Below are 19694 nucleotides of genomic sequence, written 5' to 3'. Positions count from 1 at the left end.
GTCCCTATTCGGGGCTGACTTCCAGCGCGTGGCCGACCACGGCCAGCAGGGTCTCGACGACCGAGATCCGGCGGCGCGCGTCCATGATCATGACAGGTATGTGCGGGGGCACGGTCAGGGCCTCGCGCACGTCGTCCGGCTCGAACCGCTCGCTGCCGTCGAAGTGGTTGACGGCGACGACGTACGGCAGGCCGCAGCTCTCGAAGTAGTCGAGCGCAGGGAAGCAGTCCGACAGACGGCGGGTGTCGGCGAGGACCACCGCGCCGATCGCACCGCGCACCAGGTCGTCCCACATGAACCAGAACCGCTGCTGACCCGGCGTACCGAAGAGGTACAGCACCAGGTCGTCGTCGAGGGTGATGCGGCCGAAGTCCATGGCCACGGTGGTGGTCACCTTGTCCGGCGTCCCCGTGAGGTCGTCGGTGTCCTCGCTGGCCTGGGTCATCAGCGCCTCCGTCTGGAGAGGCGTGATCTCCGAGACAGCGGTGACCATGGTGGTCTTGCCGACACCGAAGCCGCCCGCCACCACGATCTTGGTGGCGATCGGCGCACGCGTGCGGTCCGTCTGCCAGGCCTGAAGGTTCTCCTCATCGTCGAGGAGGGGAGCGACGCCAGGTGCGGCGTCAGAGACGACGGAGTCCACTCAGCACCCTTTCCAGCAGAGCGCGGTCCGGCTGTCCCGGGCCGTGACCTGTTCCGTACACACGGATCTTTCCCTGGTCCGCCAGGTCGCTCAGCAGCACTCGGACCACACCGAGGGGCATCCTGAGGAGGGCGGCGATCTCGGCCACCGTGCGCATACGGCGGCAGAGTTCGACGATGGCCAGCATCTCGGGCATGACCCGGTTGGCGAGCGAGCCGTTCGTCAGTTCCTTGCGTTCCTCCGGGGCCTCCAGCGCGGCCACGAAGGTCTCCACGAGCAGGACGTGCCCGAAGCGGGTCCGTCCGCCGGTGAGCGAGTACGGGCGCACCCGGGCGGGCTTGCGGTCGCCGCCGCGCACGGGGAGCTTCTGCACACTGTTAGACGCGGTCATCGGGCACTCCCGAGCGCTTCGGCCTCAAGGGATTTTCGGAGTTCGATGCGCAGCTCGGGGGTCAGCACGTGTCCGGCCCGGCCGACGAAGAGCGCCATGTGGTACGCCACCACGCTCATGTCGCAGTCCGGGGAGCCGTGCACGCCGAGGAGCGAGCCGTCGCTGATCGCCATGACGAAGAGACTGCCCTCCTCCATGGCGACCATCGTCTGCTTGACGCCGCCGCCGTCCATCAGCTTGGCGGCCCCGACGGTGAGGCTGCCGATGCCGGAGACGATGGTGGCGAGGTCGGCCGCCGAACCCTTGGGTCCCGCGGGCCTGGTGGTGTCGGCCGTCCGTGCCTCGGCGTTGCGGCCGGGGTCGGAGGACAGCAGCAGCAGGCCGTCGGAGGAGACGACCGCGACCGACTGGAGGCCCGGCACCTCCTCGACGAGATTCGTCAGCAGCCAGTGCAGGTTACGGGCTTCGCTGCTCAGGCCGAAGGTACTGGGCGCGGTCAACTGCTTGCCTCCTCGACGGTGCCCCCCGATGCTTCTACGTCCTGTGTGGTGCGCGGGCGCCCGGTGGGCGTGGATCCCGCGTGTGCGGTGGGCGCGGGTGCCGGCGGGGTCTGTCCCGCGGGGGCGGGCGTCTCCGCCGTCCGGTCGGCGATCTCGGCCTCCACTTCGCGACGGCCTTCGACCGCGCCCCGGTGGAACCCGCCCAGCCTGCGCCGCAGGGCGTCGGCGTCCACGCCGCCCACCCGAGGGGGCGGCGCGGCGGCGGGGGCGGAGATCTTCGGCGTCCGCTTGGGCAGGCCCTTGTCGGTGAGCCGGGGGCGCTCATCGGGGGCACGCTCGTGGCTGTCGGGGCCGATGGCGTAGGGGTCGGTCGTCCGGGTGGGCAGCGGCTCCGCAGGAGCGGGCGCCGCGCCGGGGCGGGCCCCGGCACCGGTGGGTGCGGCTCCGGCCGGGGTGCGTGTCCCGTCGCGGCGGGGCAGCGGCTCGGCGGGGACGTCCGCTCCGGACGGCACCGACGCGGGGCCGGTGTCCGGTTCGCCGAAGGCCCCGAGGGTCTCCGTGACCGGGGCGGGGTCGGTGCGGTGCGGTTCCTGGGTGTCCGCCGCGAGGTCCGGGAGCAGCAGCTCCATGGTGGTCTCGGGCGTGGCCTCCGGTGCCGGGGCAGCGGCCCGAAGCGGCTCGCGGGGCGCCGGGATGACCGGGGTCTGCGCGGAGCCGGGCACGGGGTCGGGGGCCTGCTCGGGCGTACGGTCCGGCGTGGGCTCACCGGAGTCCAGTACGGCCGCCTGGGCTGCGGCGATCAGCGGGTCCTCGACACCGGCGGGAGGCGGGGTGAGGGCCGAACGGCCGCGCAGGACGTTGGAGTTGGCCTCCGCGTCCGCGCCGGGCAGGGCCACCGAGGGGGCGGCTCCGGCGAGCCGGGTGGCCGGGGCCGGGACGCTGGACGAGGGTGCCGCCGCCATCAGGGACTTCGGCAGGACGACCACCGCGGCCACCCCGCCCTGCTTCTGCTCGCGCAGCTGTACGCGGACGCCGTGCCGGTGGGCGAGCCGGGCCACCACGTAGAGGCCGAGCCCGAGTCCCTCGCCGCTCTCCTGGTCGTAGGCGTCCTCGGGGTCGAAGTCGGCGAGCCGGGTGTTGAGCTGGCTCATCCGCTCGTCCGTCATGCCGATGCCCTCGTCCTGCACGGAGAGCATCACCTCACCGCTCTCCAGGAGCCAGCCGGAGACCTCGATGGGCAGGTCGGGCGGCGAGAACGAGGAGGCGTTCTCCAGGAGTTCGGCCACCAGGTGGCTGAGGTCGTCGGCGGCGAACCCGGCGAGGTGGGCGTGCGGCGGCAGCGCGGCGATCCGTACCCGCTCGTAGCGCTCGATCTCGCTGACCGCGGCCCGTACGACGTCGACCAGCGGGACGGGGCTCGCGTGGTGCTGGACGTGCTCGGCGCCGGCGAGGACGAGGAGGTTCTCGCTGTGCCGCCGCATGACGGTGGCGAAGTGGTCGAGCTTGAAGAGGGTGGCGAGGCGGTCCGGGTCCTGCTCGCGCTCCTCCAGTCCCTCGATGACGCCGAGCTGTCGCTCCACCAGGCCGAGGGTGCGCAGCGCGAGGTTGACGAAGGTGCCATGGATGGTGCCGCGGACCTGGTCCAAGTGGTTGGCGGCCGCGGTGAGTTCGATGCGGAGCCTGTCACGCTCGTCGGCCATCAGCTGGCGCTGGCCGATCAGGTGCTTGCGGTCGCCTTCGAGGGTGGCGTGCCGCTCCTGGAGCGCCGCGGCGTGTGTGTGCAGCGCGTTGACGGAGCGGACGACCTGGGCGAACTCGTCGTTGCGGCCGGTGAACTTGACCGGTTCCACGGAGCCGGGGTCGGCGGCGAGCCGGGCCGAACCGCGGCGGAGCACGGAGAGCGGCCGGGTGAGCGTGCGGGCCATGGCCATCGTGACGCCGACCGCGACGAGGAGCAGCGCGCCGAGGAGGACGACGCGGATCTCCAGGGCGGTGACGTCGTCGTCCCGGAGCTGTTCGAGGTCCTTGGTGCGGTGGTCGTTCAGGGAGGACTCGGCGCCGCGCATCAGGTCGATGCGGGCGGACAGCGCGGCGTCCAGCTTCTCGGCGGAGGTGCCGAGTTCGCCGTCCGCGAGCTTCGGCTCGTCGGTGAGGCCCGCCAGGTACTTGGCGGCGGAGCCCACGTCGGGGCCGGTGACCGTGGAGTCGTAGGAGGCGACGGCCTTCTTGGGTGCCGTCTCCCGGAAGCCGGCGAGGGCCGCGTCGGAACGGACCCGGGCCTGCTGGGCGGCGCTGCTCAGCGCGTCGCGCTGCTTGGCGCCGGCGGCCGAGGAGGCGGTCGTGGTGGTCGCCAGGCCCGTGAAGGGGTCGACGACGGTCTGCGTGGTGCGCGGGATGGCGAGGGCCGCGAGGAGCAGCCCGCGGGCGGCGGCGGACTGCTGGACGGCGGTGTCCAGTTCGGCGAGCGCGTGTGCGCCGGAGCCGGCCCGGACCGGCATGCGGTCGGCCAGGTCCTCGGCGAGGGCGTGGAGTTCGGCGATGGCCTCGGAGTAGGCCTGGTGCGCTTCGAGGGCGGTGCTCTTGCCGGTGAGGGCCGCGCGCCGCAGAGCGGAGATCCCGTCCAGGTCCTTGAGGAGTACGGCGGGGGCCTCGTCGTCTGCGCGCAGTTCGTCGACCTGCCGGTCGACGCGGGCGCTGCGCTGCTCGGAGGGCGCCTTGGCCTTGGGGCGGCCGGCGGCGACGTAGGAGGTGACGTCGTCGCGTTCGTCGGCCAGGGAGTGCGCGAGGGTGAGCGCCTGCTGGGTGCGCTGGGAGAGCGTCACCAGGTTCTGGGAGTCGTTCAGTTGCTGCGAGGCGGCCAGTACCGTGGGCGCGCCGGCTCCGGCGATGGCGACCGCGACGACCGCCACGGCGACGATGAGCCGGTTGCGTACGTGGGCGGTCCTGCCCCGGCCCGTGGAGCCGGTGGCGTCGCCGACGGCGCCACCCTCCGCGGAACTGGAGACCGTCTTCTTGCCTGTGCGCCTCGGCCGCGTCATCTGCACCGGTGCTCGCATTCCTGACTCGTGTACCCATCTGGGGCCCGGGTGACGTCCCGTCGATCGCGGCGTCCGCCCGGTACGGCTCCCGACCCTCCCAGTGCCGGTGGGCGGTGGTCCCGCTTCGTCCGGCCCGCCACCCGAAGGAGTGAACCCCGGAGGGGAGTTGGCGGGCAAGTTCCTGCGGCGCTTGCCACGAGCCCGCGCGGCGGGCCGGTTGGACGTCGGGACCGGGCTTTGGCAGTATTCGCCGCCACGCGTTGCCGGAGTCGATCATTCCATGCCAAACCAGGCTTCCGAGCTGGTGGTCGGCACGGGTTCGGCGACCGTTGCCAGCCTTTCGTGAGCCTTGTGAAGGGCTCGTGCAGACTGGTGTGATGCGCACTGAACTCGTCTCGGAGCCCGGCGACCCGGCCTGCCCCAATGAGGACTTCGCATCGGTCGGACTTCCCGCCTCAGGACAGGGCGGTTCCCTGGTCGTGCTGGACGGGGTGACTCCGCCCCGGAGCGACTACGGCTGCCGGCACACGGTCGCCTGGTTCTCCGCGCGGCTCGGCGGCGCCCTGGTCGAACTGTCCGTTTCGCAGGGCGATGTGACGCTGCGGGAGGTGCTGGCCGAGGCGATCCGCCGGGTGGCCGGGGCGCACGCCGCGACCTGTGACCTTTCTCACCAGCGGACGCCTCAGGCAACCGTCGTCCTCGCGCGGTGGTCCACCTCCGAGGTCGAGTATCTGGTCCTGTCCGACTCGGCCCTGCTGGTGGAATCACCCGTCGGCGAGGTGACCGCGCTGCTCGACGACCGCCTCTCCCGCGTGCCGCGCGCTTCCCTCGCCTCGGACGCGGTGGCCGACGCCACCGTCCGCAACAGGGAGGGCGGCTTCTTCACGGCGGCGGCGGATCCTGCGGTGGCCGCCCGCGCGGTGACGGGCACGCTGCCCCGCGCCTCGGTCCGCGCCCTGGCCGCCCTCACGGACGGCGCGACCCGCTGGGTGGAGAAGTTCCACGAGGGGGACTGGGCCGATCTGTTCGCGCTGGTGCGCAAGGAGGGCTCCGCGTCCGTGGTGGACCGTGTCCGGGAGCTGGAGCGCGCGGACGCGGTGGAGCGGCGGCACCTGCGGCGGAGCAAGACGCACGACGACGCGACGGTGGTGTTCGCGGAGCTGTGAGCGGCACCGGGAGGGGTGCCGCTCCGCTGTGGACGCGGGCGCTCACTTCTCCATGCGTGAGTTCACTTCTCCATGCGGGAGTTCAGCTGGTGCAGCAGCCGGGCGAGTTCGGCGACCTCGTCCTGGTCCCAGTGGGCGAGCTGGCGGACGTAGCGGGCGCGGCGGGCCTCGCGAACGCTGGTGACGCGGCCGCGACCCTCGTCGGTGAGATGGACGAGCCAGGCGCGGCCGTCGGCCGGGTCGGGTTCGCGGGCGACGAGTCCCAACTCCTCCAGGGCGCGCAGCTGCCGGGACATGGTGGCCTTGCCGACGCCGATGTAGGCGGCGAGTTCGGTGGCGCGCTGGCGGCCGCACTCGTCGAGCCGGACGAGCAGTCCGTACGCGGCGGACTCCAGGTCGGGGTGGACCTCGCGGGCCATCTCGCCCTGGCTGGCGCGGGCCCGGCGCAGGAACAGCGTCAACTCGCGCTCCAGGGACAGGAACTCGTGCACCCCGTCCCCGTGGTCCACGGGCCGGTCCGCCCCGTGGGCCGACGCGTCGGACGTGACCGGACGCCCGCCGTCGTTGCCGTGATCGTGCACGTCAGCACCCCTGACTCGGTTTCCCGATCCTGAAAGTTTCCGCCAGAACTCGCCCGTTACCGCAGCTCCGCCAGTATTTCGCAGGCGTAGACCAACGGCAGCGTCCGGCCCCTCTTCCCACGCCGTGGTCTACGTGCGTAGCTTCTTTATCAGGCACTTACATCGCTGGCATGCGCACGCCATTCCGGGTCAACGGCGACCTGTTCCCCAAGGCCCGCGTGCCCGCGCTCTCCCCCCACCGGGCTCCAACGGAGCTCCATCGCCCTTCGGAGGCACGCACATGCCCGTGCACAGATCCGGAACGGCCCGCCGCCTGCGCCTGCTCGCGGCCGGAACCCTGCTCGCCGCGTTCTCCCTGCTGTCCACACTCCCCTCCTCCGCCGCGGACATCCCCGCCCGGGGCTCCGCCCGGATGGGTATGGGGGTCGTCGCCCACGACGGCCAGGGCGGCCTGCCCACCGGCACTCAGGCCACCCAGACCGAAGGCGTGGACGTCTCCAACTACCAGGGCAACGTCGCCTGGGCCACGCTGTGGAGCAGCGGAGTCCGATGGGCCTACACGAAGGCGAGCGAGGGGACGTACTACACGAACCCCTCCTTCACCCAGCAGTACAACGGCTCGTACGGCGTCGGCATGATCCGCGGCGCGTACCACTTCGCCACCCCCGACACCACGACCGGCGCCGTCCAGGCCAACTACTTCGTCGACCACGGCGGCGGCTGGTCCAAGGACGGGAAGACGCTGCCGGGCACGCTCGACATCGAGTGGAACCCGTACGGGGCCGCCTGTTACGGCAAGACCCCGAGCGCGATGGTCAGCTGGATCAGCAGCTTCCTCACCCAGTACAAGGCCCGCACCGGGCGCGACGCGGTGATCTACACGGCCACCAGCTGGTGGAGCCAGTGCACCGGCAACTACGCCGGTTTCGCCGCCGCCAACCCGCTGTGGGTCGCCCGGTACGCCTCCGATCCGGGGACGCTGCCGGCCGGGTGGGGCTACTACACGATGTGGCAGTACACGTCGTCCGGCCCGACGGTCGGTGACCACGACAAGTTCAACGGCGCCCTGGACCGCGTGGTGGCCCTCGCCAACGGCTGACCCGCGCCGGACGTACGACGCGGGCACCCGACGCGGGACGGACGGGCCCGGCGCACGGCGAAGGCCCGGGCCTCCCTCACGGGACCCGGGCCTTCCCCTCCGATGGGCGTCCGTCACGCCGCCACCGGAACCTCCGGCACGGCACCGTTCGTCGCCGGCGCCAGTGCCAGCTCCAGGACCTGACGGACGTCCGTGACGGCGTGGACGTCGAGCTTCTCCAGGACCTCGGCCGGGACGTCGTCCAGGTCGGCCTCGTTGCGCTTGGGGATGATCACGGTCGTGACCCCCGCCCGGTGCGCGGCGAGCAGCTTCTGCTTCACCCCGCCGATGGGCAGGACCCGGCCGGTCAGCGAGACCTCACCGGTCATGGCCACGTCCGTGCGCACCGGCCGGCCGGACAGGAGCGACGCGAGGGCGGTCGTCATGGTGACGCCCGCGCTCGGACCGTCCTTGGGGATCGCGCCCGCCGGGAAGTGGATGTGCGCACCCCGGTCCTTCAGGTCGCCGACGGGGAGTTCGAGCTCCGCGCCGTGCGAGCGCAGGAAGGAGAGCGCGATCTGCGCGGACTCCTTCATCACGTCGCCGAGCTGACCGGTGAGGGTCAGACCGGCGGCGCCCGTCTCCGGGTCGGCCAGCGACGCCTCCACGTAGAGGACGTCACCGCCCGCTCCGGTCACGGCGAGACCGGTGGCGACACCGGGCACCGCGGTGCGGCGCTCGGCCGGGTCCTGGGCGGACTCGGGCACGTGGTGCGGGCGCCCGACGAGTCCGCGCAGGTCGGCGTCGGTCACCGTGAACGGCAGCTCCCGCTCGCCCAGTTCGTGCTGGGCCGCGACCTTGCGCAGCAGCCGGGCGATGCCCCGCTCCAGATTGCGCACGCCCGCTTCCCGGGTGTACTCCCCGGCGAGCTTGCGCAGCGCGCTCTCGTCGAGGACGACCTCGTCCTTCTCCAGACCGGCCCGCTCCAGCTGGCGCGGCAGCAGGTGGTCCCGGGCGATGACGACCTTCTCGTCCTCGGTGTAGCCGTCGAGGCGGACCAGCTCCATACGGTCGAGCAGGGCCTCCGGGATGGCTTCGAGCACGTTGGCCGTCGCGAGGAACACGACGTCCGAGAGGTCGAGTTCGACCTCCAGGTAGTGGTCGCGGAAGGTGTGGTTCTGCGCCGGGTCGAGGACTTCGAGCAGCGCCGCCGCCGGGTCGCCCCGGAAGTCGGAGCCGACCTTGTCGATCTCGTCGAGCAGGACCACCGGGTTCATCGACCCGGCCTCCTTGATGGCGCGGACGATCCGGCCGGGCAGCGCGCCGACGTACGTACGACGGTGGCCGCGGATCTCGGCCTCGTCCCGGACGCCGCCGAGGGCGACGCGGACGAACTTGCGGCCCATGGCGTGCGCGACGGACTCGCCGAGCGAGGTCTTGCCGACGCCGGGCGGGCCGACGAGCGCGAGCACGGCGCCTCCGCGCCGGCCACCGACGACCCCGAGGCCGCGGTCCGAGCGCCGCTTGCGCACGGCGAGGTACTCGGTGATGCGCTCCTTCACGTCCTCCAGGCCGGCGTGCTCGGCGTCGAGCACGGCCTGCGCGCCCTGGATGTCGTACTGGTCCTCGGTCCGTTCGTTCCACGGCAGTTCGAGGACGGTGTCGAGCCAGGTCCTGATCCAGCTGCCCTCGGGCGACTGGTCACTGGACCGCTCCAGCTTCTCGACCTCCTTGAGTGCCGCCTCCCGCACGTTCTCCGGGAGGTCGGCGGCCTCGACGCGGGCCCGGTAGTCGTCGGACTCGTCCTCCTCGCCACCCTCGCCCTTGAGGTCGCGCAGCTCCTTGCGAACGGCTTCGAGCTGGCGGCGCAGCAGGAACTCGCGCTGCTGCTTGTCGACGCCCTCCTGGACGTCCTTGGCGATGGACTCGGCGACGTCCTGCTCGGCGAGGTGCTCGCGGAGCTGCTCGGTGGCCAGCTTCAGGCGGGCCACCGGGTCGGCGGTCTCCAGCAGCTCGACCTTCTGGTCGAGCGAGAGGAAGGGTGAGTAACCGGAATTGTCGGCGAGCGCGGACACGTCGTCGATCTGCTGGACGCGGTCCACGACCTGCCAGGCGGCGCGCTTGCGCAGCCAGCTGGTGGCCAGGGCCTTGTACTCCTTGACCAGGTCGGCGACCCGGCCGGGCAGCGGGTCCGGCACGGTCTCGTCGACCCGGGTGCCCTCGACCCACAGGGCGGCACCGGGGCCCGTGGTGCCCGCGCCGACCTTCACACGACCGCGCCCGCGGATCAGCGCGCCCGGGTCGCCGTCGGCCAGCCGGCCGACCTGCTCGACGGTGCCGAGCACACCGGTGCTCGCGTAGGTCCCGTCGATACGCGGGACCAGGAGTACCTGGGGCTTGCCGGGCGTTGAACGAGCGGCGGACTGGGCTGCCTCCACGGCGGCCCGCACATCGGCGTCGTTCAGATCGAGCGGAACCACCATTCCAGGCAGCACGACCTCGTCGTCGAGCGGCAGCACGGGCAGAGTGAGTGATGCGGACGTCGAAGCCATGATCTTCCCTTCGGCATACAAGTTGAGCTATGCCGACTCAATGCATCGGAGTCCCTCAATGTTCCCCGAGGGCTGTTCGCTGTGAGCGATCACGCAGGAGGCGCCGGAAACAGGTCTGCCGCGAGGCACGTCTGGCGCGGGGCCGACGGGCCTGACATCATCTCCCCAGTAAGGGTCTCTATGTGACTAGGACCGTTACGTGAAGCATGGGCGCACGCAGCGGACGGCTGGGGAGACAGGGGGCAGGGGTGGACAGGATCGTGCGGGCCTGGGTGGACGGGTGGGTCGTCTCGCGCGGGGCGGCGGCGCCGGTGGTCCGGGAGTGGGGATACACGATCGACGTCGGGCAGGAGGGACACGTCACGCGGCACGTCCTCGGGGAGACGCGCGACCGGGTCGAGGCGGCGGCGGTCCGCAAGGTCGCGGACGCGGTGACCGCACCCGGTGTCTGGCTCAAGGTCTTCGCCGAGCCGTCGGCCGTCCGCCACCTGCTCGGCGAGGGCTGGTGGACCGACCCCGAACCGGGCTACCTGATGTCGGCACCGTTGGCCGCCACCGAGGACGCCGGCCCGGACGAGCCGCTCCCCCAGGGTTACCGGTTGCGCACCTGGTCCCGCGGCGGCGTCACCCGTGCCCTGGTCACGGCGCCGGACGGCTCCTGGGCGGCCCGGGGCCAGATCGCCACGACGGGAGCGACGGCCGTCGTCGACCAGGTAGAGACGTCGGCCGGGCACCGGCGGCGGGGACTCGGGCGCACGGTCATGCGCACGCTCGACCGGGCGGCGGCGGACCAGGGCGCGGAGACCGCCGTCCTCGCGGGAACACCGGAGGGACGGGCGCTCTACGCCTCACTGGGCTGGCGCGTGGAGGCACCGCTGCTGAGCGCGCGGTACACCGGAGAGGACACGCGCTAGGAAGCTGCCGGACTGTCGGCGTCGAGGTCGGGCGAGGCGGCGCGAGGGGTTCCCGTCGGCGGACGGGTCAGGTCTCGGCCGCTCCGGAAGCCGCCGCGCGCTCGCGCCGCGCGCCGCACCAGGGGCCAGGTCGCGACGCCGAGGGCCAGTGCCAGGAGGTGGCCCCAGTTCGTCATCGGGTCGTCGAGCGTGATCAGGTCCTCCGCGAGGACGGAGCCGAAGACCGTCAGCAGAGGCCACCGCAGCCAGGGCGGGAGGAGTCCCGCGAGGGAGCCGACGCTCGCGGCGACACCGAAGCTGATGCCGTAGTCGAACCGGTGCAGCGAGCTGCCGGGAAGCCGCCCCGCCCACACCGCCAGCCCGACCGGCACCTCGGTGGCCAGCGTGGCGACCACGTGCCCGAGCAGGAAGACACCGGCGGCCCGTGCCGCCCCGATCCGCCGCTCCAGTGCGGTCAGTACGAGCAGGAACCCGGCGGCGTACGGCGAGAGGATCCCGCCGACGATCCACAACGCGCTCGCGAACAGCACCGCCACGGGGTATCGCACGAGGTGCGCGACGTCCGTACTGGACGCCTGGTGCAGGGCGCGCACGAGCGCGGGATCCGCGTGGCCGGCGACGTACGAGGTGACGGCGAGGACGGTGGCGTACCCGAAGGTGAAGGGCGTGCCCGGCGGGGTGGGCAGGAGCCGTCCGACAGATCGGGCGGCTCGGGCCGCGAGACCGCCCGGCCGTCGCGCGTGGGCCGGTGCGGCCGACGGCGCGGACGCCGGAGCGGCGTCCGAGGAGAGGGCACTCGGCACAGGGGCCGCCGGGTTCGGAACAGCGGCCGCGCACCGAGCAGTTGGCGCAGCGACCTGCTCGGTGCGCTGCCGGGGCATGCCGTCGAGGCCGTTCGCCGCGGGTCCGTCCGACGTCGGTCCGGCGGTCCCGGGGCGGCGCGCGGCGGGCAGCCCCGCCCGCTCGACGGCTTCACCGCGTCGGGCTGCGGGCTCGTCCGGCCCGGTGGGTGCCGCCCCTCGCGGGCGGTGCCCGGTGATGCTCCCGTCCACGCTGCCGTGCTCCTTCCGTCACCGCCAAGCCTCCGCGCCCCACCCGGCGCTGTCCACGACAGGTGCCCCGTACCGGGCGATTCACAACAACTCCTCATGGTTCCCGGCCGGGCTCCGAGGTCGTTGCCGGGCGGAGCCCGGGGTCTCAGGCCTGCTGCGGCAGCCCGGTGCCCGCCGTCGTGACCGACCGCAGGCGGAGCGCCGCTCCCTGACCGTCCTGGCCGACCGGGACCTGCTGCCGGTCGGGGACCGCCCGAACCTGTGTCTGCGGGGCGTCTCGGAGCGGACGGCGGCGGCCGCGTACGGCAACGTCGTGGCCGACCCGCTCGACGCGGACCTCGCCGTCCCGCACCTCGGCACTCCCTACGAGGAGCGGCCCTGGCTCTTCGAGTCCTTCTTCCACGGGGGCTCGCTCCCCTTTCCCGAGGACGAGCTGTAGGAGATCCTGCGGCTCCTGGACACGGTGCCGACGCTGGTGCGCGTCAACCTGGAGCGGCCCGCCGTACTCCCGGAGATCGCGGAGCGGGTCGCCGCCCTGGCCGCCGGCTACGGCGCGAGTGCCGGCGCTCCTCGACGTCGCCGTCGGACGGGCGCGCGCCGAGGGCCGGCTGCCCTTCGAACTGCCGCGTTCCATGGAGGCGGTACGGGCGTCCCGGCCGGACGTGCCCGACGACACAGAGGACCCGGTGTTCGCCTGCGGGCACGGCCTGGACGTCGGATGAGACCGCGGGGTGCCTGATCGCGCCCGCACCGTCCGAGGCCCGGACCGTGGGGGGGCCGGGCCCCGGATATTCCGCCCCCGGGGCCCCGCCTGGATGCCAGGATGGAGGCCATGACTGCCACGTACGACACCCCCGTGGTCATCGACCGGCGCCAGGGCCCGTACGGCGAGGTCGTGCTGCGGCGTCACGGCGCGCTGCTGCAGATCATCGCCAACGGATGTTTCCTGATGGACACCTCCGACGGGCGTTCCGAGCGCCTGCTCGTGGACGCCGCCCGCGACGCCCTGGACGGACGTCCGGAGCCGAGCGTGCTGATCGGCGGGCTGGGCGTCGGGTTCTCCCTCGCGCACGCCGCCGCGGACGAGCGCTGGGGGCGCATCACGGTGGTCGAGCGGGAGCGGGCCATCATCGACTGGCACCGCGAGGGCCCCCTCGCCGAGCTGTCGGCCACGGCGCTCGCCGACCCGCGCACCGAGATCGTCGAGGACGATCTCGTCGACTACGTCAATGAGATCTCCGACACGTTCGACGCCCTGTGCCTCGACATCGACAACGGACCCGGATGGACGGTCACGGAGGGCAACGCGGGCCTGTACGGGAAGGCCGGACTCGCAAGCTGCGCAAGGACGTTGAAGCCGGGCGGCGTACTGGCCGTATGGTCGGCCCAGCCCTCTCCGGAATTTGAAGGAACCTTGTGGAATGCCGGATTCCAGCGGGTCCGTACCGAAGAGATCCCCGTTGCCCGGGGCGTTCCCGACGTGGTGCATCTCGCGGTAAGGCCTGGATAGCCGAGGCCCCGTGCCTGCCCGTACTCTGCTTTCCTGACGCGGATCATTCAAGCGTCAAGCGCAGTCATGGGATCACCCCACGGATTCCGGAAAGCACACTCAGGGGCGGGCGATGGAGCAGACACACACCTCCCAGAACGGCACGGCGGCGACACCGGGCGCTCAGCGCCGGGTGCTGGTGGTCGAGGACGACCCGACGATCGTCGAGGCCATCGCGGCCCGCCTGCGCGCCGAGGGATTCCTCGTGCAAACCGCGGGCGACGGTCCCGCCGCGGTGGACACGGCCGAGGCCTGGCAGCCCGATCTGCTGATCCTCGACATCATGCTGCCCGGCTTCGACGGCCTGGAGGTCTGCCGCCGCGTGCAGGCAGCGCGCCCGGTGCCGGTGCTGATGCTCACCGCGCGCGACGACGAGACCGACATGCTGGTCGGACTCGGCGTCGGCGCCGACGACTACATGACGAAGCCCTTCTCGATGCGTGAGCTGGCCGCGCGCGTGCACGTCCTGCTGCGCAGGGTCGAGCGCGCCGTGGTCGCCGCCTCCACGCCCCGCAGCGGCATCCTGCGCCTCGGCGAGCTGGAGATCGACCACGCACAGCGCCGGGTGCGGGTGCGCAGCGAGGACGTGCACCTCACTCCCACCGAGTTCGACCTGCTGGTCTGCCTCGCGAACACCCCCCGTGCCGTACTCTCGCGCGAGCAGCTGCTCGCCGAGGTGTGGGACTGGGCCGACGCGTCCGGTACCCGCACCGTGGACAGCCACATCAAGGCGCTGCGCCGCAAGATCGGTGCCGAGCGGATCCGTACGGTGCACGGCGTGGGCTACGCGCTGGAGACCCCGACTCCCTGAGTTGGGCCGCCGTCGGAACGCCGGGACCAACGCGTCCGGGACTTTCGTGAGGGGCTGATGTGATGAGCGTGCTCGGCGAGCGGGGACGCGGGCTCGGCGCGCGCTCCTCCGGGGAACGCAGGGGCGCGGGCCCCTGGGCCGGCCTCCGGCCCTTCTCCATCAAGACCAAACTGGGCGCGCTGGTCGTCATCTCGGTGCTCATCACCACGGGTCTGTCGATGATCGCGGTGCACACCAAGACGGAACTCCGCTTCATCACGGTGTTCTCGATGATCGCCACCCTGCTGATCACCCAGTTCGTGGCGCACTCGCTCACCGCGCCGCTGGACGAGATGAACGCGGTGGCCCGGTCCATCTCGCACGGCGACTACACGCGCCGGGTGCGGGACGACCGGCGCGACGAGCTGGGCGACCTGGCCCAGACGATCAACCTCATGGCGGACGAGCTGGAGGCCCAGGACCGCCAGCGCAAGGAACTCGTGGCGAATGTCTCGCACGAGCTGCGCACCCCGATCGCGGGGCTGCGGGCGGTGCTGGAGAACGTCGTGGACGGGGTGTCCGCCGCCGACCCCGAGACGATGCGCACGGCGCTGAAGCAGACGGAGCGGCTCGGGCGGCTGGTGGAGACCCTGCTCGACCTGTCCCGCCTGGACAACGGCGTCGTCCCGCTGCGCCGGCGGCGCTTCGAGGTGTGGCCGTACCTGTCGGGAGTACTGAAGGAGGCCAACATGGTCGCCTCGGCGCGCGCGGACATCGCGTCCGGCTCCGGCAGCCACACCCGCACCGACGTCCATCTGCACCTCGACGTGTCCCCTCCCGAGCTGACCGCGCACGCGGACCCGGAGCGGATCCACCAGGTCGTGGCGAATCTCATCGACAACGCCGTCAAGCACAGCCCGGCGCACGGCCGGGTGACGGTCAGGGCGCGGCGGGGCGATCACCCGGAGTCGCTGTCGCTCGAGGTCCTGGACGAGGGACCGGGCATCCCGAAGTCGGAGTGGCACCGGGTCTTCGAGCGGTTCAACCGCGGTGGGGTGCCCGCGCCGCACGGCCCCGGCAGCGACGGCGGCACGGGCCTCGGCCTGGCCATCGCCCGGTGGGCGGTCGATCTGCACGGCGGCCGGATCGGTGTGGCCGAATCCGAGCGGGGTTGCCGGATCCAGGTCATCCTTCCGGGACTTCCTTCTCTGCCAAGTTGACGTAAAGTTCGAAGCGGAGCCGCAAGATCCATCACGGTCGCCGCCGGTGTACACGTGTGATCAGGCAGAGGGCCGCGAGAGTCGTGCCGCGACCCGGGGTCGGCGTACCCTTCCAGAAGCGGAACCCCGCTTGTTTCCCGCCATTTCCCTGCGCGAAACACGGATTCCGATGTGACTTGCACGACGTTGGACGGGCCCGGCCTGACCTACCCGGCCGGGGAGGCGTAGCCTTTATTCCCGCTGTCCATCACCTTGTGAAGCGGAAGAGGGCGGTTGCCGCCGTGTCGCCACAGTCCCCCAGTAACTCGAGCACTTCGACCGAGGACCAAGCCGGGAAGAACCCCGCTGCCGCCTTCGGACCCAACGAGTGGCTCGTCGACGAGATCTATCAGCAGTACCTCCAGGACCCGAACTCCGTAGACCGAGCCTGGTGGGACTTCTTCGCCGATTACAAGCCCGGGGCGCCCGCCGCCTCGGCTCCGGCGGGTACTGCGGCCGCGGGGGCCGCAGGGACCACCACGCCCGCGCCGGCCGCTGCGGCCGCGCCCGCGCCGCCCGCGGCGCGCCAGGCTCCCCCTCAGGCGGCTCCCGCCGCTCCGGCCGCGCCCGCGCCCGCTCCGGCGGCTGCTCCCGCGGCTCCGAAGCCCGCTGCCGCCGCCCCGGCTCCCGTGAAGGCCGCTCCGGCCGCCGCGCAGCCGAAGGCCGAGCCGGCCACCGAGGCGCCCGAGGGCCCCGAGTACGTGACCCTGCGCGGTCCCGCCGGTGCCGTCGCGAAGAACATGAACGCCTCGCTGGAGGTGCCCACGGCCACGTCCGTGCGCGCGGTCCCGGTGAAGCTGCTCTTCGACAACCGCATCGTGATCAACAACCACCTGAAGCGGGCCCGGGGCGGGAAGATCTCCTTCACCCACCTCATCGGCTACGCGATGGTGCAGGCCATCAAGGCCATGCCGTCGATGAACTGGCACTTCGCGGAGAAGGACGGGAAGCCCACCCTCGTCAAGCCCGCGCACATCACCTTCGGTCTCGCCATCGACCTGGTGAAGCCGAACGGCGACCGCCAGCTCGTCGTCGCCGGCATCAAGAAGGCCGAGACGCTGAACTTCTTCGAGTTCTGGCAGGCCTACGAGGACATCGTCCGCCGGGCACGTGACGGCAAGCTGACGATGGACGACTTCTCCGGTGTCACGGTCTCGCTGACCAACCCCGGCGGCCTCGGCACCGTCCACTCGGTCCCGCGTCTGATGCCCTCGCAGTCGGTCATCATGGGCGTCGGCTCCATGGACTACCCGGCGGAGTTCCAGGGCACCTCCCAGGACACCCTGAACAAGCTCGGCATCTCGAAGGTCATGACGCTCACGTCGACCTACGACCACCGGGTCATCCAGGGCGCCGCCTCCGGCGAGTTCCTGCGGATCGTCGCGAACCTGCTCCTCGGCGAGCAGGGCTTCTACGACGACATCTTCGAGGCGCTGCGCATCCCCTACGAGCCGGTCCGCTGGCTCAAGGACATCGACGCCAGCCACGACGACGACGTCACGAAGGCCGCCCGCGTCTTCGAGCTGATCCACTCCTACCGGGTCCGCGGCCACGTCATGGCCGACACCGACCCGCTGGAGTACCGCCAGCGCAAGCACCCCGACCTGGACATCACCGAGCACGGCCTCACCCTGTGGGACCTGGAGCGGGAGTTCGCGGTCGGCGGCTTCGCCGGCAAGTCCCTGATGAAGCTGCGCGACATCCTCGGCGTGCTGCGCGACTCGTACTGCCGCACCACCGGCGTCGAGTTCATGCACATCCAGGACCCGAAGCAGCGCAAGTGGATCCAGGACCGCATCGAGCGCTCGCACTCCAAGCCGGAGCGCGAGGAGCAGCTGCGCATCCTGCGCCGGCTGAACGCGGCGGAGGCCTTCGAGACCTTCCTGCAGACGAAGTACGTCGGCCAGAAGCGCTTCTCCCTGGAGGGCGGCGAGTCCGTCATCCCGCTCCTGGACGCCGTCATCGACAGCGCCGCCGAGTCCCGGCTGGACGAGGTCGTCATCGGCATGGCCCACCGCGGCCGGCTGAACGTCCTCGCGAACATCGTCGGCAAGTCGTACGCGCAGATCTTCCGCGAGTTCGAGGGCAACCTCGACCCGAAGTCGATGCACGGCTCCGGCGACGTGAAGTACCACCTGGGCGCCCACGGCACCTTCACCGGCCTCGACGGCGAGCAGATCAAGGTCTCGCTGGCGGCGAACCCGTCCCACCTGGAGACGGTCGACCCGATCATCGAGGGCATCGTCCGCGCACGGCAGGACATCATCAACAAGGGCGGCACGGACTTCACCGTCCTGCCGGTCGCCCTGCACGGTGACGCGGCCTTCGCCGGCCAGGGTGTGGTCGCCGAGACGCTCAACATGTCGCAGCTGCGCGGTTACCGCACGGGCGGCACGGTCCACATCGTCATCAACAACCAGGTCGGCTTCACCGCCGCCCCGGAGTCGTCGCGCTCCTCCATGTACGCCACCGACGTGGCCCGCATGATCGAGGCGCCGATCTTCCACGTGAACGGCGACGACCCCGAGGCCGTCGTCCGTGTCGCGCGGCTCGCGTTCGAGTTCCGTCAGGCGTTCAACAAGGACGTCGTGATCGACCTCATCTGCTACCGCCGCCGCGGTCACAACGAGTCCGACAACCCGGCGTTCACCCAGCCGCTGATGTACGACCTGATCGACAAGAAGCGCTCGGTGCGCAAGCTCTACACCGAGTCCCTCATCGGTCGCGGCGACATCACCCTCGAAGAGGCCGAGCAGGCGCTGCAGGACTTCCAGGGCCAGCTGGAGAAGGTCTTCACGGAGGTCCGCGAGGCCGTCGCCCAGGCGCCCGAGACGCATGTCCCGGACGTCCAGGCCGAGTTCCCGGTCGCCGTGCCCACCGCGGTCTCCCAGGAGGTCGTGAAGCGGATCGCCGAGTCCCAGGTCAACATCCCGGACAACGTCACCGTGCACCCGCGGCTGCTCCCGCAGCTCCAGCGCCGTGCGGCGATGATCGAGGACGGCACGATCGACTGGGGCATGGGCGAGACCCTCGCCATCGGTTCGCTGCTCCTGGAGGGCACGCCGGTCCGGCTGTCCGGCCAGGACTCGCGCCGCGGCACCTTCGGCCAGCGTCACGCGGTACTGATCGACCGGGTCACGGGCGAGGACTTCACCCCGCTCCAGTACCTCTCGGACGACCAGGCCCGCTACAACGTCTACGACTCGCTGCTCTCCGAGTACGCGGTCATGGGCTTCGAGTACGGCTACTCGCTGGCCCGACCGGACGCGCTGGTCATGTGGGAGGCGCAGTTCGGTGACTTCGTCAACGGCGCGCAGACGATCGTCGACGAGTACATCTCGGCCGCCGAGCAGAAGTGGAACCAGACGTCCGGCGTCACCCTGCTGCTCCCGCACGGCTACGAGGGACAGGGCCCGGACCACTCCTCGGCCCGGATCGAGCGCTTCCTCCAGCTGTGCGCGCAGAACAACATGACGGTCGCGCAGCCGACGCTCCCGTCGAACTACTTCCACCTCCTGCGGTGGCAGGTGCACAACCCGCACCACAAGCCGCTGGTGGTCTTCACCCCGAAGTCGATGCTGCGCCTGAAGGCCGCGGCCTCGAAGGCGGAGGAGTTCACGACGGGCGAGTTCCGCCCGGTCATCGGCGACGACACGGTCGACGCGGCCGCCGTGCGCAAGGTCGTGTTCTGCGCCGGCAAGCTGTACTACGACCTGGAGGCCGAGCGGAAGAAGCGCGGCTCCACGGACACGGCGATCATCCGCATCGAGCGCCTGTACCCGCTGCCGGGTGCCGAGCTCCAGGCGGAGATCGCCAAGTACCCGAACGCCGAGAAGTACCTGTGGGCCCAGGAGGAGCCGGCGAACCAGGGTGCCTGGCCGTTCATCGCGCTCAACCTGATCGACCACCTCGACCTCGCGGTCGGAGCGGACGTCCCGCACGGCGAGCGCCTGCGCCGCATCTCGCGTCCGCACTCCTCGTCGCCCGCCGTCGGTTCCGCGAAGCGGCACCAGGCGGAGCAGGAGCAGCTGGTGCGTGAGGTGTACGAGGCCTAGTCCTCGGCGTCTCGCCACGGCAGCACGAACGAAGGGCCCGGCCCGAGTCCCTGTGGACTCGGGCCGGGCCCTTCGGCGTTCCCTCTGCGACGGCTTCCCCGCATCCCCGCACGGGGTACCGGGGCT

Annotated in this window: 16 protein-coding genes; 9 read left to right on the top strand and 7 right to left on the bottom strand. The window is 71.7% G+C overall.

Annotated elements, in window-relative coordinates; genetic code table 11:
• Positions 1-4: 4 nt before the first annotated feature.
• The 4 genes from ACIRQH_RS25980 to ACIRQH_RS25965 are packed head-to-tail and all read right to left on the bottom strand — an operon-like array spanning position 5 to position 4590.
• Positions 5-643, bottom strand: coding sequence for an ATP/GTP-binding protein (locus ACIRQH_RS25980; protein ID WP_358815729.1), 639 nt, complete (start codon positions 641-643; stop codon positions 5-7).
• The gene (locus tag ACIRQH_RS25975; RefSeq protein WP_358815728.1) at positions 624-1034 is read right to left on the bottom strand and encodes a DUF742 domain-containing protein; all 411 of its coding nucleotides are present in this window, start codon (positions 1032-1034) and stop codon (positions 624-626) included. The genes ACIRQH_RS25980 and ACIRQH_RS25975 overlap by 20 nt, the downstream gene beginning before the upstream one ends.
• The gene (locus ACIRQH_RS25970) at positions 1031-1534 is read right to left on the bottom strand and encodes a roadblock/LC7 domain-containing protein (RefSeq protein WP_358815727.1); all 504 of its coding nucleotides are present in this window, start codon (positions 1532-1534) and stop codon (positions 1031-1033) included. Before ACIRQH_RS25970 ends, ACIRQH_RS25975 begins: the two co-directional genes overlap by 4 nt.
• Positions 1531-4590, bottom strand: coding sequence for a nitrate- and nitrite sensing domain-containing protein (locus ACIRQH_RS25965; RefSeq protein ID WP_404227073.1), 3060 nt, complete (start codon positions 4588-4590; stop codon positions 1531-1533). The genes ACIRQH_RS25970 and ACIRQH_RS25965 overlap by 4 nt, the downstream gene beginning before the upstream one ends.
• Before the next feature lie 359 nt (positions 4591-4949).
• On the opposite strand from ACIRQH_RS25965, the gene ACIRQH_RS25960 reads away from it, so the two are divergent.
• Entirely contained in the window at positions 4950-5738 is a 789-nt protein-coding gene (locus ACIRQH_RS25960; RefSeq protein ID WP_404227072.1) for a protein phosphatase 2C domain-containing protein, read from the top strand.
• Positions 5739-5800: 62 nt separating this feature from the next.
• Here ACIRQH_RS25960 and ACIRQH_RS25955 read toward each other — a convergent pair whose 3' ends face one another.
• Positions 5801-6319 (bottom strand): MarR family transcriptional regulator, encoded by a 519-nt coding sequence (locus ACIRQH_RS25955; protein WP_358815724.1) that lies wholly within the window; start codon positions 6317-6319, stop codon positions 5801-5803.
• Between the two features lie 280 nt (positions 6320-6599).
• On the opposite strand from ACIRQH_RS25955, the gene ACIRQH_RS25950 reads away from it, so the two are divergent.
• Positions 6600-7418, top strand: a complete 819-nt coding sequence (locus tag ACIRQH_RS25950; protein WP_358815723.1) for a lysozyme — start codon at positions 6600-6602, stop codon at positions 7416-7418.
• Between the two features lie 113 nt (positions 7419-7531).
• On the opposite strand, the gene lon is transcribed toward ACIRQH_RS25950, so the two are convergent.
• Entirely contained in the window at positions 7532-9949 is a 2418-nt protein-coding gene (lon, locus tag ACIRQH_RS25945) for an endopeptidase La (RefSeq protein WP_358815722.1), read from the bottom strand.
• A gap of 248 nt (positions 9950-10197) precedes the next feature.
• Between lon and ACIRQH_RS25940 the strand changes: the two genes are divergently transcribed.
• The gene (locus ACIRQH_RS25940; RefSeq protein ID WP_388866693.1) at positions 10198-10863 is read left to right on the top strand and encodes a GNAT family N-acetyltransferase; all 666 of its coding nucleotides are present in this window, start codon (positions 10198-10200) and stop codon (positions 10861-10863) included.
• On the opposite strand, the gene ACIRQH_RS25935 is transcribed toward ACIRQH_RS25940, so the two are convergent.
• Positions 10860-11915 carry a rhomboid-like protein gene (locus ACIRQH_RS25935; RefSeq protein WP_358815720.1) on the bottom strand — a complete coding sequence of 352 codons (1056 nt, stop codon included), beginning with the start codon at positions 11913-11915 and terminating at the stop codon, positions 10860-10862. The genes ACIRQH_RS25940 and ACIRQH_RS25935 overlap by 4 nt on opposite strands.
• Between ACIRQH_RS25935 and ACIRQH_RS25930 the strand changes: the two genes are divergently transcribed.
• From ACIRQH_RS25930 to ACIRQH_RS25905, 6 genes are all read left to right on the top strand, one after another.
• On the top strand, positions 11902-12354 hold the full coding sequence (locus ACIRQH_RS25930; RefSeq protein ID WP_404227071.1) for a hypothetical protein: 453 nt from the start codon (positions 11902-11904) through the stop codon (positions 12352-12354). The two genes, ACIRQH_RS25935 and ACIRQH_RS25930, sit on opposite strands and share 14 nt — an antisense overlap.
• A 118-nt stretch (positions 12355-12472) precedes the next feature.
• On the top strand, positions 12473-12637 hold the full coding sequence (locus ACIRQH_RS25925; RefSeq protein ID WP_388866702.1) for a hypothetical protein: 165 nt from the start codon (positions 12473-12475) through the stop codon (positions 12635-12637).
• Between the two features lie 110 nt (positions 12638-12747).
• Positions 12748-13425: a spermidine synthase gene (locus tag ACIRQH_RS25920; RefSeq protein WP_358815717.1), complete on the top strand. Its 678-nt coding sequence runs from the start codon at positions 12748-12750 to the stop codon at positions 13423-13425.
• Positions 13426-13537: 112 nt separating this feature from the next.
• Positions 13538-14275: a response regulator transcription factor gene (locus ACIRQH_RS25915; RefSeq protein WP_355875922.1), complete on the top strand. Its 738-nt coding sequence runs from the start codon at positions 13538-13540 to the stop codon at positions 14273-14275.
• A 62-nt stretch (positions 14276-14337) separates the two neighbouring features.
• A complete protein-coding gene (locus ACIRQH_RS25910; RefSeq protein WP_355875925.1) occupies positions 14338-15474 on the top strand; it encodes a HAMP domain-containing sensor histidine kinase in 1137 nt (378 codons plus the stop codon).
• A 281-nt stretch (positions 15475-15755) separates the two neighbouring features.
• Entirely contained in the window at positions 15756-19568 is a 3813-nt protein-coding gene (locus tag ACIRQH_RS25905) for a multifunctional oxoglutarate decarboxylase/oxoglutarate dehydrogenase thiamine pyrophosphate-binding subunit/dihydrolipoyllysine-residue succinyltransferase subunit (protein WP_388866709.1), read from the top strand.
• Positions 19569-19694 lie beyond the last annotated feature (126 nt).

Source organism: Streptomyces sp. NPDC102279, assembly GCF_044766365.1.
GTDB lineage: Bacteria > Actinomycetota > Actinomycetes > Streptomycetales > Streptomycetaceae > Streptomyces.
This window is presented reverse-complemented; position numbering and strand designations above follow the sequence as displayed.

Bases quoted from the DNA above. Each gene is read 5' to 3' on its own strand.
- ACIRQH_RS25965 (WP_404227073.1), bottom strand. From the start codon at position 4,590: ATGCGAGCACCGGTGCAGATGACGCGGCCGAGGCGCACAGGCAAGAAG.
- ACIRQH_RS25960 (WP_404227072.1), top strand. From the start codon at position 4,950: ATGCGCACTGAACTCGTCTCGGAGCCCGGCGACCCGGCCTGCCCCAAT.
- lon (WP_358815722.1), bottom strand. From the start codon at position 9,949: ATGGCTTCGACGTCCGCATCACTCACTCTGCCCGTGCTGCCGCTCGAC.
- ACIRQH_RS25910 (WP_355875925.1), top strand. From the start codon at position 14,338: ATGAGCGTGCTCGGCGAGCGGGGACGCGGGCTCGGCGCGCGCTCCTCC.
- ACIRQH_RS25930 (WP_404227071.1), top strand. From the start codon at position 11,902: ATGCTCCCGTCCACGCTGCCGTGCTCCTTCCGTCACCGCCAAGCCTCC.
- ACIRQH_RS25915 (WP_355875922.1), top strand. From the start codon at position 13,538: ATGGAGCAGACACACACCTCCCAGAACGGCACGGCGGCGACACCGGGC.
- ACIRQH_RS25950 (WP_358815723.1), top strand. From the start codon at position 6,600: ATGCCCGTGCACAGATCCGGAACGGCCCGCCGCCTGCGCCTGCTCGCG.
- ACIRQH_RS25975 (WP_358815728.1), bottom strand. From the start codon at position 1,034: ATGACCGCGTCTAACAGTGTGCAGAAGCTCCCCGTGCGCGGCGGCGAC.
- ACIRQH_RS25920 (WP_358815717.1), top strand. From the start codon at position 12,748: ATGACTGCCACGTACGACACCCCCGTGGTCATCGACCGGCGCCAGGGC.